The sequence below is a fragment of the Ruegeria sp. BC5 genome (assembly GCF_056539205.1).
In genome coordinates this window covers 338,965-354,675 of sequence record NZ_JBQFUN010000002.1, presented here as the reverse complement: position 1 = coordinate 354,675, position 15,711 = coordinate 338,965, and the positions used below count along the sequence as shown (strand labels likewise).

The window sequence follows — 15,711 nt, the reverse complement described above, 5'->3', positions numbered from 1 at the left end:
GTGGTACAACCCAGCCTGACAGTGGGACCACGCAACCCGATAGCGGGACGACCCAACCTGACAGTGGTACAACCCAGCCTGACAGTGGGACAACTCAACCTGACAGCGGGAAGACCCAGCCTGACAGCGGGACGACTCTGCCTGACAGCGGTACAACTCAACCTGATAGCGGGACAACCCAACCTGACAACGGGGTCACGCAACCAGATTCAAGCCAATCGTCTCAGATGATGTTCGATGACTTTGTTCTCGATATTGGAGGTTTGCTGAATCAAGACGACATCGGACTGAAGGGTGACACGACCGTCGTGAATACCGGATCCGGCCCCGTTGTAGAATTCGATGGAAAGGACGACTACATAAACTTGGGTCGACTCGAAGAATTCAGTGGTTCAAGTGAGCTTGGGTTTACGGTCGAATTTGCCCGGGACGAAGCCGATGGAAGCGCGCAGCGCCTTGTTTGGAATCACCAGAAAATTGGCTTGATTCTCAAAGACGATGGGTTGGTCGTGAAAGTCGCCAATAATGACGCCAAATTCCACAAAGGCTTCAAAGCAAAGGACATTGGCCTGAACGATCTCGAAAAACATGAGATCACCGTTCTGGTGGATGAAGACGAGGACCGTTTGCAGGTTCTTGTTGATGATCAGGTTGTCATTGATGAAACCGGCGTGGACTTCGACTTTAGCGATGTAAACAACCGGAATTGGACGATTGGATCACAATGGCGGGCCGATATCGATGGTGAGGTCAGCTCCTTTGCGATCGATGATGAGGTCGAGTTTGTCGATACTACTGTTTTCGACAACGCGCTGATTGCCTGACGCCGCTATATGTAGCCAGCAGGCAAAGTGAAACATCTTGGACGGGGCGCAAAATTGCGCCCCGTCGCTGTTTGCCACACCAAAATTTCCGCGGGACTTTTTCACATAACACTATGTAAGTTCTGTATTCTGTCTATGATCATGATTTATGATTTTGTCTGATCGCTATCGCTTCATTTTTATTCATGTTCCCAAATGCGCGGGAACATCGGTGCGAAACGCTGTCTTACCATTTCATGACGCCGACAGCCGGTTTCTGAAAGCTGTAGAGAACCATCCGAAACTGGGTGAGGTCGATTTCCGCCACTTGCCGTTGTCCTTGTTGCGAGACCTGGACCCCGAAGCGTTCAGTAAGCTTGAGACCTATGAAAGCTACGCGCTTTTGCGCGATCCGTTGCAACGGTTCCGGTCTGCCATGGCCCAACGTGCAAAGATGTATTTGGGCCAAGAATTCGCGCAGCTTGAGGATCGAGAGATACGCGACGAGATCGGCAAGGTTATTACCTATCTACAATCAGAACCTGCTGTGATTGCGCCGGAATATATCCATTTCACCCGGCAATCGGGCTTCATTGAGGTCGACGGCAAACGGCTGGTCAGGAACCTATACCCTGTCGAACGGATGGATTGTTTCGTTTCTGACCTGGCTCGCCTTATCGGGACCGACGCACTGGAAATTGGTCATATCAACCAGACTACGGTGTTTCGTTACCAGGGGTTGAGCCGCGTCATGTACGCAGGCAGCGCAGTTGCCAAGCGAGTATTGCCCGACCCGATACACGAGAAGCTGCGCATTTCAGCCCGAAAAATACTAATGAAGCCAAGTGGTTCGGTCTTGCCTTCTGTTTTTGAGGAACCCGAAATACGTAATTTCGTAAAAGACTATTATGCGGCAGATTTTGCTTTGCACCAAAAAGCGCTTGAGGATGTTGCAGCATAACTAAATCCAATGCTGCTATGATTTAAACCGGATGAAAGCCACAGCCTTTGTGATATTTATCAAAAAAGTGCTTTTTTTCTGTGATCCGTGGTGGGGATAACAGACTGGTCGGAGATATTTTTGGTATCATAAGCGCAAAATGGTGGTGAGTTTCATTGGTAGCATCGACAGGTACAAGAGGGGCTTTGCAGGCGACGGGTGACAGTACCGGGCGCTCGTCAGGGTCGTTTATCCTCCCATTGCTGTTTCTAAGCTTCATTTTACCGCTGTATTTTCAGGTTGCGGGGCTGCAACTCAGCGGCTATCGCATGGTTTTGTTGATTTTCTTTGTACCGGCAATGATCCGTTGGTTTGATGGGTCCGGAGGGTACTATGCGCCGGACTACCTGATTTTAGGATTTGCATTCTGGACAGTGTTGGCGATCGTGTTCCACCACGGGTTTTCGAGATGGGAATATAACGGTATCGCATTTGTCGAGGCGACGGGTCCGTATTTCATAGCGCGCTGGTTGATACGGGACGAGCATGCATTCCGTGCTTTTGTGCGCTGGATGTTCATTGCGGTACTGCTCATGCTGCCGTTTAGCCTCAATCAGTTCATTTCGAACAATTCTATGCTTCTCGATTTGTTCAGCAAGGTGGGGAACGTATATCCTACAATTCCACTCGAACCGCGCTTGGGCTTTTTCCGGGCACAGGGGCCGATGCCGCACCCGATCCTTTACGGTGTTTTCTGCAGCGTAGCCTTTTCTTTGGTTTGGTATGTCCTGGGGAATGACAGGGGTTTCACATACAAAGTTAGCAGGTCAGGAGGCGTCTTTCTGGCCACTTTTGTGTCTTTGTCAGCAGGGGCATGGCTTGCGATCATGGTGCAGCTTGGTTTGATGACCTGGAAGAACGTATTCGCGTTTTTACAGAAAAAGTGGAACATGTTGTTGTATATGCTTGGCGGGCTGTACTTGTTCCTTGAAATCGCCGCGGACAGGCCTCCTGCCCAGCTGTTTGCAGCCTACCTGACGTTTAAGAAGTCAACAGCTTTCAACCGGATTAACATTTTTGTCTATGCGTCAGATGACGTCATTAGAAATCCAATATTCGGGCTTGGGTTCAATCCTTGGACACGCCCGCGATGGATGCTTGGAAGTGTTGATAATTTTTGGCTGGTCATCGCTTTGCGCTATGGGTTGCCAGCACTCATATTTTTGGTGGCTGCCATAATTGTGATCTATGTGATTTTAGGCCGAGCCCAATTGCCCAGCAGGTTGGAAAATTTCCGACTGGGGTACCTTTTTTCTCTGACCGGGTTTTGCATTGCAGCCGTTACCGTGCACGTCTGGGATGCAACATTGTGTCTTTTGATGTTTTTGCTGGGCGCAGGTCTTTGGATGGTCAATGCCAAAGAAGAAAGCGATCAGCCACAATCTGAGATGAAACAAAGCGGAAGGCGGCGAATAAGATATACTCGATTTGGGTCGGAAGACACGTGAATGGGCCAATGTTGGCGGCGGCACAGACGCGTGTTCGGTGAACGATGCAAGAGGATTTCGACAAGTGTCAGTTCAGCAAAGTAAAATTACGACGGATGCCGGAATTGGCCGAAAGCCGAAGCGATCGGCGCTGAAAAAGAAACTGACACAGGTTCCCATCTCGTTTCGCAAAAACTATGGGCTTTTGAAAAACCCTGAGTTTTGGCAAATTCTGCCACTTCTAATGTCCAACAGGTGGCGCGCGCGTACTGGCGAAAAAGATCAACCCAAAATTTTCGTCGCGACGCACCACAAGGCCATGACCACCTATTTCAAAGCTGTGCTAAAGTTTCTGGCTTTTGGGTTGGATGCGCGATTTGAGGAGCTTTCGAAACTGGCGCCTCAGCCTGAAACCAGGGTCTTTCTATCGGCCCATAGCCGGACGCCTTGGTCTGAAGTTGGCCCCTATCGGGGGATACATATCATGCGTGATCCGCGCGACATAATCGTATCCTCTTATCACTATCATCTGTGGACCAATGAGCTTTGGGCCCATATCCCGGATGAAAACGGGCAGACCTATCAGGAAAAGCTGCAGGCCGCGGACAAAACCGAAGGCCTGTTCATGACAATCCGTCATTTCATCTTTTTTAGCCGCGAAATTCTTGAGACCTGGGATTTGGATGATCCGAATATTCTTGAGGTGTCATACGACGATCTGATGGGGGATCAGCGTGATGCGGTCTATTCCGAGATGTTCAATTTCTTGGGGTTGCAGGGGCAAGAGCATGAATTGGGCGTCCGCCTGATGCGTCTGTTTGAGGCCGGAAAGCGCAGTAAGGTCTCTGCCACGAAAACCAATGAGGGCGCGCATATCCGCAGCAGCCGCAGCGGTCAGTGGAAAGACGAGTTAGAGCCCGAGCATGTGGCATATATTGAACAGGAACTGGGACAGGTTCTGGAAAAATTCGGATACGCCCGAACCCCAGTTACAGGTTCGACGGGCGCTGTCTAAGGGATTTTTTTTCCAGGGGTAAAAACTGTTTTCTGATCATGCTGACCGTGCGACGCATTCGTCTGCTGACAGGCATCCGACCCGCAAGGATCGCGTCAATCTCAGCCGGTGTCATATCCCCGCGCAAGGATGTGCGCGGGCGTAGAAACGCGGTGTCGCTCATATATCCCGCATCGCTGGAAAACGCGGTTTTGTAACCAGTGCGGCGCAGGGCACGTAGGACGCGGGCGTTGTATCTGCCAAAGGGTATCCCCGCCTTGGTCACCGCAGCACCGCTTAGTTCTTGCAGCACTTCGCGTGAGCCGGTCAGCTCTTGCTCAAGCGCGGCTGTTCCTAACATATTCCAGGCGACATGCGCGATCCCGTGGCTGCCAACACCCATTCCGGCAGACATCAGTGCTTTGACGTGATCGCGGGTCAGGGAGCCGGGCTCGTCCAATCGTCCCGTCAAAACAAAGAACGTCGCGGTCAGCCCCCGCTGCTTTAAGGCGGGCAGGGCGATCTTGTAATCCGAGAGGTTGCCATCATCAAAAGTCAGGCAGTAGGTCGACGGGGTGGGGCTGTCTGCAACCCGGTCTAGAACGTCAAAAAACTGTGCCTCAGACAGCCAGTAGGGTGCCTCGCCTTCTTCAAGGTCGCGGGCCGGTGTGCCTATGCCGTGGAAGTTGAGACCAATCAATCGGGCCATGTCAGGATTTCAGCTTTCTGTGCAGTGTTTCAGCAAGATTGATTAGACCTGTGCCAAGCCCACTTTGTCGGGCCTCAAACGGACCCGCCGCCATAGTGTTCACACCACCGGTGCGGAGTTTGAAGCGGGTGACACTTGGATTGGCGTCCTGATCAATGCCCCCCAGATCAAACCACTTGAGTCCTCGGTCCTGACAATAAAGCATGGCCTGCCACATCATAAAATGCCCTGTATTAAGCCTCCGTCCTGCATCCGATGTCGCCCCGAACAGATAAGTGGCGTTGTGGCGGGTATATCCGATCGTCATCGCGCCGATATCCACGTTGTCTTTGCGTGCAATTAAAACGTCATGTTCGAAATCCGACCCAGACAGGGCGTAATAGAATTCCGGTGGGATGTCCGGCTGAAACCCTTTGGCGGCCTGCACTTGTTCGTAGAGCTTGGAAAAGCGCCCGAACAGGTTCGTTATCGGACCAGTTTCAAGTTCCATCCCCGCCTTGAGCGCATTGCGCAGAGGATTGCGCCATTTGCCGTGCAAAGCGCGCATCAAGGTGTCTTCATCCTGCTCACAATCGACGATCACCGTCCTGTAGTGAGACGCCCGATCCGTTGGCACAAAGCCAGCCCCAGCGGCAACCTGATCTACCGACGAGACGTTGCGCGCCGATAACGCAGATAGTCGGAACCGCAGGATATGTCCGCTTTGCTCAGCATAGGTGCGCAGGGCAGTAAACACGGCCTCTAGTGTCTGTGGCGTGGTCTCGTGATGTACAAGCGGACCAGCCGGGATCCAGACGATGCCTCGCCCCAGGCCCGGCACTAATTTCAGGCGCAGGCAGGCCGCAGCAACGGGTCTGCCTGTCTGATCTGACAGGTTGACAAATTGCGCCTGGGCCCCGATCCGCCGTGCCGCCGCTTGCGCATAGGTTAGGGTTTGCTCATAGGTCAGGTCGCGAAATTCGGCACTGATCCGGGGCCAGTCTTCGGCAGCAACGGTTTGCAGTGTCAGAGACCCGGTCATAGTCGTGTCCGTATCCAGCTGGCCCAGAGCTTGCCGGGTTTCAGCCCTAGCCGGGGTCGAATCTTCAGAAACCAGGCGCGGTAGTAAAACAGGTGCAGCGCATCCGCCCAACACAGCAAAGCCCGCGCCCTCAGCCGCGCCGCAGGACGGTTCGCGGCCAGCACGATGTTATGGATCGGCACCAGCGTACCGCCGTAACTCAGTTTGTATTCGTATTCCCCGGCTCCGGCCTCGACCAGCTGGATACCATCCGTAATCAGCCCCTCTACCCGTTCGATCAGCCCCACACGCCCCAGCCCGACTTTTTCAAATTCAGGATCTGTTTCACGGGCATTCAGCCACCAATAGGCCTTGTCGCCCTGAGTATAGCGCAGTTGGCTCGACAGCAGCCTGTCGCCTTGCCATTGCTCATCAATCATGGCCCGGTCACTGGGGGCCAGCCGGTGCAGTAGGTCGCGATAGAATCCGGCGGCTACGGACCAATCCGAGAAATGCCCGCCTTTCCCAGCGGCCCGCCATTGTTTTGTGTGCAGCGCGATGAACCGGTCCATCATTGGATCGACCATATCCGGGCTTGAGCTGGTGTTGTTTAAAGGCGCTATTTCATTCAAGCGCTTGATATCCCGTCGTACCTCGCGCCGCCGACTTTTCGATAGCGTCTTCATGAACCCATCAAAGCTGTCGGGCAGGTCCATCAAAGTGTGTCCGCGCGGGCTGTCGTCGCGCAAGAGCAACACGTCTTGCACATCCATGGAGCGGAGGATTTTCAGCGATACCGAACGCTCTGACATCGGGGAAAGACTGATGGCGGCGCAGTTCAGTTGCTGGGTCAGATGCGTGAAGGCGGCGCGCAGGGCGGCCTCTTCGTGACCGGTGGCAATAGGCAAGGCCATGACCGCGAAATTGGGATCGACCCCGGCCAGCCGAGCGATGCGTACGGGAACTGGTCCGGCCCAGATCGTTTCGATGCAAAAAGGCAAGGCACCGATCAACTCGGGCCCGTCCCGCAGAATGAAACACACAGGACGGCGGCTGGAGGCAAAGCTCTTGCCATAGTGGTCCCACCAGGCGACCTGCCAATCGCTCAGGAAATAGATATCGGCGCCGGTTGCCGTGACCAGATCATCCCATTCAGCCCTTATGGCAAGGGCCTGGGCCGGTGCCTGAAGGCATTCGAGCGCTTCTTGTGATCTGGTGGAAACCGCATCCATCACGTGGCAGGTTCCTGCCCAAACAGATGATACCGGATCGCGGCTCCCGACAGCCGCAACCGGGCCGAGCGGTCAGGTGTGGCACGCACCAGACCCAGCAGGCCAAAGGTGGTGCCCCGCAGCAGCGCGCTGGTGACGAAGATACTGCGCGTTATCAGCTCTCCGACCCGGCCATAGTGTTTTCGTGCATAGATCGTCTTGCTCTTTTGCTTTTGCACATACATGCAGGACTTGATCTGTGCGGTGCTTTTCGATCCACCCTCAAGATGTAGAATCCGAGCTTCGGGGGCGAAGACGCAGCGCCAGCCGGCATCTCGGATACGTCGGCACCAGTCGGCCTCTTCCGAATAGATGAAAAAGGCGTCGTCCAGCAGCCCGACCTTTTCGAACACCGGGCGCGGGACCATCATGAACATGCCCGAGACCACATCCACGTCGCGCGGTGTGGTCCGGTCCCAACCGCCGTATTCCGGCCATGGAAGCAGCCGTTTCAGCCCAAACTCGATAACCGCCACGCTTAGCGGTCCGGGATCGGCAAAGCAGGTCAGCTGTATGGTTTCGGGGTCTTCGAACACCTGGCATCCAACGCACCCAACATCCGGATGCGCGTCGAGCCATCCGCTCATGACGTCGATCGCATGGTCCAGGATGATCGTATCGGGATTGAGCAGCAAAAGCTTGTCGCCTTTGGCAATCTCCAACCCCTGATTGTTGGCCGCAGCAAAGCCGCGATTACTGGGGTTGGCGATCAGTTTTACGTTGGGAAAATTTTCACTGACCATTTCGGCCGAGCCATCGCCCGAGGCGTTATCCACCACAATGATTTCATGAGGCAGGCGTGTCTGATTTTCTATGGATTGAAGACAATCGTGCAAAATATCGCGCGTATTCCAGTTTACGATAACAATCGAAACAGCGCATCCCGTGCTTTCTGATTCAGATAAAACACTCATGTAACTCTCGATTCCGAGGAAACACACATCGCAACAGGCGCTTAATTCCCCAATACACAGGCCAATGATCCGCATTTCTGCGCGCGAAACCACCGAGGCGGTGAATTATTTTTACATTTTGTGGCATATACCTTCTATATTTTTGAAAAGGATGGCGATTTTAACAGGTTTTGTATTTTTGGCTGACGGTTTGTGGTCGCGCCAGGAAAGTGAGTGGTTAATGGATATCGAATGTTACGATGACCTGACCGGTGAACAAATACATGAATGGCGTGAATTTGTGGCTAGCTGCCAGCATCAGCACCCCAGACAGGACCCTCGGTTTGCCGATGTCGAGCGTGCAATCGGCGGAACTGTGGTTTTTGCGATCGCGCGTCGACAGGGGGAAATTTGCGCCGTAGGCCTGTTTTCGCTGTACCGCAGCCGGATATTGGTGGGTAGATATTCGGTAGCCCTGGCGCTGAGCGGGCCGATCTGCGACGATCCCGAGACGCTGACTGAATTTGTGGTCGCCGTGTCAGGTCACCCTCGTTTTGCAAAGGTCGATGCCATCAAGGTCACGCCATATTGGCTGGATGATGACGCCGATCAGCTGCATCAGAGATTTACGCAAGCCGGGTTGGAGATAACCGATCCAGCGCCCCATCGTGATACCGGGCTGATTGGCCTCGACCGTTCTTTGGATGAGTTGCGCAGCTCGTTTTCAAGAAGTGCGCGTCGAAATCTGCGCAATATCGAGGCAACGGATGTCGAAATCCGTCACATCACGTCGCCTGATCAGATCGCGGTTTTTTTTGATTGCCTAAACGCGCTGGTGATCAAGCCCAACAACCTGACCCCGGTCACACGCCCCGAATACGAAGCCGGATTTCAGAATGTATATAACGACCCCGAGGCCGGGGTTCTGTTCACCGCTTATCACCAGGACACATTCTTGGGCGGGTTTTTGTTATATCGCAGTCGGATTACGGCCTTTGCCCGGCGTTTTGTGGCGGACCCCGCCGCGGCCAGCCTGATTGGTAATCTGCGCATTGCTCCATTGCTTTGGCTCAGGGGGATGAAGTGGGCGATGGAGCAGGGATGCAAAAACTTGGATGTCGAAGGGTATCTGCCCGATATCGACCGCAGCCATCCTGATTTCAGCGTTCTTGAATATAAAACCTATTTCAAGCCACGCCCGGTCAGACGCGTGGCAGAACATACATTGGTCACTCATCGTCTGTTCCACCGGGCAAATGTGGTTCCGTCACAGTTGAAACAGGTCGCACGGCGCGGTGTCAGGGCGGCGCAGGCCCTGACCAAATCGGGGTAGGGGCCACGGCGCTGCAGGAGGTGTGACGCGTGTTTGGATTAGGACAGAGAAAAAAGCTGATCCTGCTGCGTAGTGCGGCCCATCGCGGCGCCGGGGCTTTTCTGCATCAAGCTTGGGCAACCGTTGCAGATATCGGATTGCGTCGAAGAAATTTGGTGTTTCAGCTTGATGGGGATGACTTTCTGAAAAACCAGCCTGCGGATGATCCAACACTTGAAGTTAGCAGGGTTTCAGGCTGGCACGATCTGCCCGAGACCCTGCGGCGGCGACTGGAATCCGGCGAGGAAAACCTGGAATGGGGCGACAAGAGCTGGTTCGACAAAGATCGCTGGCTATGGGCGGCAACCCTCGACGGAGAGGTCTGTTGCCTTGCCTGGATTTTGGGTCCCGATGAAGATGAACACTTCTTCTGCGCGGTGCCGTCAGATGCAGAAATACTTTTTCAGATCGTTGTCCTGCCTGAATTCAGGGGGCGTAGCTTGCAGGTCAGGGTACATCGGACCATGATGGCCGAAAGGTTGCAGGCGGGAACGCGGCGCTTTTTTATCGCCTGTCACGAATACAATTACACGTCACGGAGAAACATAGAAAAACTTGGCTTCAGGTTGATCGGATTTCACAATGAATCGCGCTTTACGTCCCGCCAAAGCTGGAAGCCGCTGACAAGATGACGCGGAACCGAATTGCCGACGCCGTTGCGAACATGCCCATGAGGGCAGGCAGTTTTTGGAAGCAGGATGCGCAGGGTGGTATTCTCGCACTACTTGCGAACCGGAAGGTACATTATGCATTTCAGACACGGGTCGCGATACATGCTGCGTGTGATGTGCTGGGGCTGCAGGACGGGGACGAAATTCTGGCACCGGCTTATAACTGCGGATCAGAGGTTGACCCGCTTGTGCAGGCCGGACTGAAGGTGCGGCTTTATCCGGTCGGTAAAGACCTGCGTACTGATCCCGCTCGGATCGAGCCACTGATTACGGCCCGAACGCGGGCAATCTATGTCACGCATTATTTTGGAATTATTCAGCCTGAACTGACCGCCCTGCGCGCGCTTTGCAACAACTATGGGCTGCGGATGATCGAAGATTGTGCGCTGAGCCTTCTGAGCGGAAAAAGCCCGGCAGAAGGGCGCACCGGCGATATCTCGGTTTTTTGCTTTCACAAATTCGTACCGGTGCCGGAAGGCGGGGCGTTGGTCGTGAACGCCCCCGATCTGACCGCGGCTGTGCCGTTTCCACGCCCGGCACCGGGAAAAGTGGTCGCGAAGATAGTGGCACGGTCAACCTTGGTAAATGTGCTGGGATCTACCCGGGCCCGAATCCTGAAACGTGCTTTGTCCGGCGGGTCTGGGATGACAGAACCGGACCATGTAACAACCGACGAGATGGACGATATTCCCGGGCACTATTACTTTGATCCAGATTTGCAGAGGCGCCGTATCAGCGTCGTTGCGTCTCGGCAGCTTCGTTCGTTTTCGGTGTCTGATACCATCAAAATCCGACGAGCCAACTGGCATCGATATCGCGAGCGTCTCGAAAAGGTACAGGGCGTTGAGATGTTGAAGTCGGAACTCGAAACCGAGACTTGCCCACTGATCATGCCGCTTGTGGTGAACGGGCGCGACCGGGCAGCGCGTGATTTGCAGGCGCGTGGTATCGGTGCCACGCCTTGGTGGGCTGGGTTCCATCGAAATCTGGATTGGACCGGTCAGGATGAGGCAATAGCGCTAAAGAACCAAGTTCTGTCCTTGCCGCTGCATCAATATCTTTCAGAGGATCATATCGATCACATTGTATCCGCTCTGCAAGAAGTGCTTTCGAGCTGAGGTGCGGGACATGTCCTGAGTAAGGCGAAGTCCAATGCAGAACCTTAATGCGCCGTGACGAGTCTGGATCTTATTTTGGCCACCAACTCCAATGTCATGCTTTCGACGCCTTTGGGTTTACCGCTTAGCTTCCAAAGCAGGAAATGCGTACCGATGTAGGTCAAGATCCCGACCAGAACCTTGATCGCAAATCGAAAGCGCAGCAATGGCAGGTCTTCCTCTGTTTCATAGGCCCAACCCACCGCGTCGCCGCTGCCAAAGGCGCTGCTGACGAACAGAACAACAGAAACCATCGCCAGAGTGGACACAAATGACCGCCAGGCAACAGTTATTGGCCCAAAAAACGTGCGGGTTCCATAACGTTTCGCAATCATCAGAGTTGTAAAGATTGTGACCAAGCTGGCGATGCCTGCTGCGATCAGCGCGCCTGAGAAACCGAATTCCACCCCTTCGCGCATCAGCAGGCAGACGAACACCAAAAGGAACGTGTTCCGGATAAACAGTATCCTGGTAGAGCCTTCAATATAGGCGGCGGACCGCACGTTTTCGTGCAGCGTTTCAAGCGCCTTGAGCGGGGCCAGAATCCATATGACCTGTACGATGCCCAACCACTGCCAGCCGATCACGACCACGACGATATGATTGGCCACTAATGCCATCCCAAGGGAAACCGGTAACACGATCGCAAGAAGCAATTCGTTCAGCCGATTAAACGCCTCATCTTGGCGGTCGGTGTTGCGCGATATATCTGCAAGCCCGGGATAAAGCACACGTTGCAACGGGGCGAACAGCTGTGTTGTGACAAGTGTACTCAACCTGTTCCCAAGCCGGAATACACCCGCATCGGCCAGCCCCAGGGTGGCACCGATGATAAGTTGCGGCATGTTGTTCGAGAAAAACAATGAGACTTGGGCGCCCGTGGTCCAGACCGAAAAGGACAAACAATCGCGCCAGCGTGCCAATGACAATCGTATGGTCATGGGGGCCATGCTGTAGGTCCAGATACTGCGCGTTATCAGCGCACAGACACTGGCGACGATAATTGACCAGAAATCACCCCAAAGCCACGCCAGACTGATTGCAATGATCGAATACACGATCCGGCTTATCGTTTCCTCGGCGGCGGCGAAGCTGAACCGTAGTTTGCGTTCAAAAAGGACGAAGCGGGGGCTTTTCAGAGCTATAATCAGTGAAAGGGCACAAAGAATGGGTGCCAGTTGGATCAGCTCGGGTATTTCGAGCAGGGCAAGCAATGGCTGGGTAACGTAGAAAAACAGCGCAGCAACGACGCCAAGGATTACCTGAAAGGTGAAAACGGTTTTGAGATGCTCAACAGTGACATCGTCCAGTCGGATCAAAACTGTTGCGATCTGCCGCTGCATCATTTCCAAAAAGGCCGTGGCGACCAGGAAATAGGCGGCGATACCGAAATCCTTTGGTGCAAGCAGCCGGGCGGTTACGATCAGTGTGATCAATCCAAGCGCTTGCCGAAACAGGCTGGAGGCAAGCAATGTGGTTGCCCCCACCGCAAGAGCGGACGTGCGGGCAGACGTGCTTTTATCCTCAACAGGATCGGACGGCTGCTTCAAACTGTTAACTTCCCAAACTCATAACAAACGACGCATATCTGCATTAATGTTTCCATATTCGCGATCCATTGTGAGGTCCTTAGACGTGTGAGATCGCGATTCTGGTGTTCTGATCAGACGACTGATAAGTGTCAGCATAGTGCTATTTTGTATGTGCCTCGCAACGGTTTTGTCTTATTTGTCAAATGATACTCGTATCTCGTACCCGTACGTTGAATTCTGTTTCAAAGTACATTCTCAATTGGTGTCATGAATTGGACACCAAATGCAGAAAGAAGCCAAGCACGACGGTTTACATGTCTTTTGTCGCGGCAGGATAGATAATTGGGTGCTGAGTTTTAGAGCGGTATTGCGGTATGAAAATTGCAATTTTCGGGCTGGGTTATGTGGGCTTCACGGCGGCGTGCTGTTTGACTCGCGAAGGGCACGCGGTAATCGGCATCGACGTGAACGCCGATAAGGTTGCTGAAATCAATGCTGGTCAGCCCCCGATTAAAGAACCCAAAGTGGCTGAACTGCTGACCGAAGCGCTTAGCAAGAACCTGATACATGCGGTGGTGGAAACACCGGATCTGTCTGATGCAGATTTGGCCATTGTCTGTGTTGGCACCCCTAGCGCGACTGACGGGTCGCATAACATGGATTTTGTGGCTGAGGTGACGCGCCAGATTGCCGAGACCGTGTCGCCCGATCGGGCGCGGCCACTGACGGTGGCGTATCGCTCTACCTTCCGGCCTGGCACGGTGCGCCAACTGATCGAGCCGATCTTTCGGAACGCTTTGGGGGAGCAGACGGGACAGGCCGTCGAAATCATCTACAACCCGGAATTCCTGCGCGAAGTGTCGGCGGTGGACGATTACTTCAACCCGCCCAAGATCGTCGTCGGCACAGCGGATGGAAATCGCTCTGACGTGATGGACGCCCTGCACGAAAACCTGGATGCCCCGGTGTTCTACACCGCCTTTGAAGAGGCCGAGATTACCAAATTCGTCGACAATACTTGGCACGCGACCAAGGTGGCATTCGCCAATGAGATCGGCCGAGTCTGCCACCGGATGGGAGTGTCGGCAAAAACCATGCATGAGATTTTTGTCTCGGACACCAAGCTCAACATCTCGGCTTATTACACGCGCCCCGGGGGTGCGTTCGGGGGGTCTTGCCTGCCCAAGGATGTCCGCGCGCTGCAACATATCGCCAGTGAGGTCGGTGCGCATACGCATCTGATCGATAGCCTGTTGCAGACCAATCAGGCACACAAGACCTATCAGGCGCAGGACATCATGGCCCGGTTGCCCGAAGGGGGCAGGGTGCTGATGGCGGGGCTGGCCTTCAAGGCCGGAACCGATGATTTGCGCGAAAGTCCCAATGTCGATATCGCCCGGCGGCTGCTGGACGCAGGCTATCAACTGTCGATCTATGATCCGGCCATCGAACCTGCTGATCTGCGGGGACAGAACCTGGGCTATGCCTTCACCCATTTGCCCAATGTGGGCAGCCTGCTGGTGAACCGAGCCACGGCCGAGGCCGGGCCCTGGGATCTGGTGATTGGATCGAACCGGATTATCAATGATCTTAACCTTGGCGATACAGAGGTGGTGCGGACCTATGAATATGACTAGCTCGCCGCCTGCCGTTCAACCGATCTCGTTTGAGGAACTGCGCCAGACCCAACCCCTGAAGGGGTTGAAAGTTCTGATCGTGGTCGAAAACCTGCCCGTGCCTTTCGACCGCCGGGTCTGGATGGAGGCGCGCACGCTGGCGGCCGCCGGCGCGCTGGTGTCGGTCATCTGCCCCACCGGCAAAGGCCATGAGGAACGCGTGTGGGAAGACGAGGGGATCAAGGTCTATCGCCACCCTCTGCCTTTGGATGCCAGCGGGGCACTGGGCTACCTGCTGGAATACGGCGCGGCGCTGTTCTGGGAAAGCTGGCTGGCGTTGCGGATCAAGCTGACGCGCGGTTTCCATGTCATACATGGCTGCAACCCGCCCGATCTGATCTTTCTGGTGGCGCTGCCGTTCAAACTGTTCGGGGTGCGCTATCTGTTTGACCACCACGACATCAACCCCGAGCTGTACGAGGCCAAATTCAACAAGCGGGGTTTCTTCTGGAAACTGATGAAGAAATTCGAGAGGCTGACCTTTGCCTCGGCGCGGGTGTCGATTGCCACCAACGAAAGCTATCGCAAGATCGCCATCGAACGTGGCGGCATGGCGCCCGAGGATGTCTTTGTGGTCCGCTCGGGCCCGGACCTGAGCCGTTTACAGCACCTGCCCCCGAACCCAGACTGGCGCAACGGGCGGAAGTATATGGTGGGCTATGTCGGCGTGATGGGTGATCAGGAGGGGATCGACCTACTGCTGGAGTCGGTGGCGCATCTGGTGCAGGTCCACGGGCGCGACGATGTCCAGTTCTGCCTTGTGGGCGGTGGCCCCAGCCTGGATAAGCTGCAACAGCAATGCGCTGATATGGGATTGTCGGATTATGTCACCTTCACCGGCCGCGCGCCGGATCATGACCTGTTCGAGGTGCTATCGACCGCGGATGTCTGCGTGAACCCGGACCGGGTGAACGAGATGAACGACAAATCCACCATGAACAAGATTCTGGAATACATGGCGTTCAAGAAGCCCATCGTTCAGTTTGATGTGACCGAAGGGCGCTTTTCCGCGCAGGAGGCATCGCTTTATGCAAAAGCCAACGATCCAGTGGATATGGCGGACAAGATCACTGAATTGCTGGCGGATGACGAACGTCGCGCCACCATGGGCCGGTATGGCCGTGCGCGGGTTGAGGCGGAAATGGCCTGGCCCCATCAGATACCCGCTCTGATCGCGGCGTATCAGCGTATTTGGAAAGGGTAGGG

Annotated in this window: 14 protein-coding genes; 9 read left to right on the top strand and 5 right to left on the bottom strand. The window is 54.6% G+C overall.

The genetic code is table 11. The features are described 5' to 3' along the window. Positions 1–227 precede the first annotated feature (227 nt). From ACR0LY_RS09640 to ACR0LY_RS09625, 4 genes are all read left to right on the top strand, one after another. Positions 228–824: a hypothetical protein gene (locus ACR0LY_RS09640; protein ID WP_170350128.1), complete on the top strand. Its 597-nt coding sequence runs from the start codon at positions 228–230 to the stop codon at positions 822–824. A 148-nt stretch (positions 825–972) separates the two neighbouring features. Beyond that, a complete protein-coding gene (locus ACR0LY_RS09635) occupies positions 973–1,764 on the top strand; it encodes a sulfotransferase family 2 domain-containing protein (RefSeq protein ID WP_170350127.1) in 792 nt (263 codons plus the stop codon). Between the two features lie 155 nt (positions 1,765–1,919). Further along, positions 1,920–3,251, top strand: coding sequence for an O-antigen ligase family protein (locus ACR0LY_RS09630; protein ID WP_170350126.1), 1,332 nt, complete (start codon positions 1,920–1,922; stop codon positions 3,249–3,251). Positions 3,252–3,474: 223 nt separating this feature from the next. Further along, a complete protein-coding gene (locus ACR0LY_RS09625; protein WP_480640833.1) occupies positions 3,475–4,245 on the top strand; it encodes a sulfotransferase domain-containing protein in 771 nt (256 codons plus the stop codon). Here the strand turns inward: ACR0LY_RS09625 and ACR0LY_RS09620 are convergent. The 4 genes from ACR0LY_RS09620 to ACR0LY_RS09605 are packed head-to-tail and all read right to left on the bottom strand — an operon-like array spanning position 4,220 to position 8,118. Beyond that, positions 4,220–4,933, bottom strand: coding sequence for a polysaccharide deacetylase family protein (locus ACR0LY_RS09620; protein ID WP_170350124.1), 714 nt, complete (start codon positions 4,931–4,933; stop codon positions 4,220–4,222). The genes ACR0LY_RS09625 and ACR0LY_RS09620 overlap by 26 nt on opposite strands. Position 4,934: 1 nt before the next feature. Next, the gene (locus tag ACR0LY_RS09615) at positions 4,935–5,954 is read right to left on the bottom strand and encodes a lipid II:glycine glycyltransferase FemX (protein ID WP_170350123.1); all 1,020 of its coding nucleotides are present in this window, start codon (positions 5,952–5,954) and stop codon (positions 4,935–4,937) included. Further along, on the bottom strand, positions 5,951–7,165 hold the full coding sequence (locus ACR0LY_RS09610; protein WP_170350122.1) for a GNAT family N-acetyltransferase: 1,215 nt from the start codon (positions 7,163–7,165) through the stop codon (positions 5,951–5,953). Before ACR0LY_RS09610 ends, ACR0LY_RS09615 begins: the two co-directional genes overlap by 4 nt. Continuing rightward, positions 7,165–8,118, bottom strand: a complete 954-nt coding sequence (locus ACR0LY_RS09605; RefSeq protein WP_170350121.1) for a glycosyltransferase family 2 protein — start codon at positions 8,116–8,118, stop codon at positions 7,165–7,167. The genes ACR0LY_RS09610 and ACR0LY_RS09605 overlap by 1 nt, the downstream gene beginning before the upstream one ends. A 151-nt stretch (positions 8,119–8,269) precedes the next feature. Here ACR0LY_RS09605 and ACR0LY_RS09600 point away from each other — a divergent pair, with 151 nt between their 5' ends. From ACR0LY_RS09600 to ACR0LY_RS09590, 3 genes are read left to right on the top strand one after another with little or no spacing between them, the layout of a single operon-like run. Continuing rightward, positions 8,270–9,430, top strand: coding sequence for a lipid II:glycine glycyltransferase FemX (locus ACR0LY_RS09600; protein WP_480640830.1), 1,161 nt, complete (start codon positions 8,270–8,272; stop codon positions 9,428–9,430). 29 nt (positions 9,431–9,459) lie between these two features. Next, positions 9,460–10,101 (top strand): GNAT family N-acetyltransferase, encoded by a 642-nt coding sequence (locus ACR0LY_RS09595; protein WP_170350119.1) that lies wholly within the window; start codon positions 9,460–9,462, stop codon positions 10,099–10,101. Then, positions 10,098–11,258 carry a DegT/DnrJ/EryC1/StrS family aminotransferase gene (locus tag ACR0LY_RS09590; protein ID WP_170350118.1) on the top strand — a complete coding sequence of 387 codons (1,161 nt, stop codon included), beginning with the start codon at positions 10,098–10,100 and terminating at the stop codon, positions 11,256–11,258. Before ACR0LY_RS09595 ends, ACR0LY_RS09590 begins: the two co-directional genes overlap by 4 nt. A gap of 44 nt (positions 11,259–11,302) precedes the next feature. Here the strand turns inward: ACR0LY_RS09590 and ACR0LY_RS09585 are convergent, their stop codons facing one another. Next, complete coding sequence (locus ACR0LY_RS09585) at positions 11,303–12,784, bottom strand: oligosaccharide flippase family protein (protein ID WP_480640836.1); 1,482 nt, start codon at positions 12,782–12,784, stop codon at positions 11,303–11,305. Between the two features lie 419 nt (positions 12,785–13,203). On the opposite strand from ACR0LY_RS09585, the gene ACR0LY_RS09580 reads away from it, so the two are divergent. Together ACR0LY_RS09580 and ACR0LY_RS09575 are read left to right on the top strand one after the other, a co-directional pair. Beyond that, positions 13,204–14,466 carry a nucleotide sugar dehydrogenase gene (locus ACR0LY_RS09580; protein WP_170350116.1) on the top strand — a complete coding sequence of 421 codons (1,263 nt, stop codon included), beginning with the start codon at positions 13,204–13,206 and terminating at the stop codon, positions 14,464–14,466. Continuing rightward, the gene (locus ACR0LY_RS09575; RefSeq protein WP_170350143.1) at positions 14,459–15,709 is read left to right on the top strand and encodes a glycosyltransferase family 4 protein; all 1,251 of its coding nucleotides are present in this window, start codon (positions 14,459–14,461) and stop codon (positions 15,707–15,709) included. The genes ACR0LY_RS09580 and ACR0LY_RS09575 overlap by 8 nt, the downstream gene beginning before the upstream one ends. Positions 15,710–15,711: the final 2 nt, after the last annotated feature.

Excerpts from the sequence above, each read along its gene's own strand:
- ACR0LY_RS09575 (WP_170350143.1), top strand. The coding sequence starts at position 14,459 with ATGACTAGCTCGCCGCCTGCCGTTCAACCGATCTCGTTTGAGGAACTG.
- ACR0LY_RS09640 (WP_170350128.1), top strand. The coding sequence starts at position 228 with ATGATGTTCGATGACTTTGTTCTCGATATTGGAGGTTTGCTGAATCAA.
- ACR0LY_RS09605 (WP_170350121.1), bottom strand. The coding sequence starts at position 8,118 with ATGAGTGTTTTATCTGAATCAGAAAGCACGGGATGCGCTGTTTCGATT.
- ACR0LY_RS09615 (WP_170350123.1), bottom strand. The coding sequence starts at position 5,954 with ATGACCGGGTCTCTGACACTGCAAACCGTTGCTGCCGAAGACTGGCCC.
- ACR0LY_RS09580 (WP_170350116.1), top strand. The coding sequence starts at position 13,204 with ATGAAAATTGCAATTTTCGGGCTGGGTTATGTGGGCTTCACGGCGGCG.
- ACR0LY_RS09590 (WP_170350118.1), top strand. The coding sequence starts at position 10,098 with ATGACGCGGAACCGAATTGCCGACGCCGTTGCGAACATGCCCATGAGG.
- ACR0LY_RS09625 (WP_480640833.1), top strand. The coding sequence starts at position 3,475 with ATGTCCAACAGGTGGCGCGCGCGTACTGGCGAAAAAGATCAACCCAAA.
- ACR0LY_RS09600 (WP_480640830.1), top strand. The coding sequence starts at position 8,270 with ATGGCGATTTTAACAGGTTTTGTATTTTTGGCTGACGGTTTGTGGTCG.
- ACR0LY_RS09620 (WP_170350124.1), bottom strand. The coding sequence starts at position 4,933 with ATGGCCCGATTGATTGGTCTCAACTTCCACGGCATAGGCACACCGGCC.
- ACR0LY_RS09635 (WP_170350127.1), top strand. The coding sequence starts at position 973 with ATGATTTTGTCTGATCGCTATCGCTTCATTTTTATTCATGTTCCCAAA.
- ACR0LY_RS09610 (WP_170350122.1), bottom strand. The coding sequence starts at position 7,165 with ATGGATGCGGTTTCCACCAGATCACAAGAAGCGCTCGAATGCCTTCAG.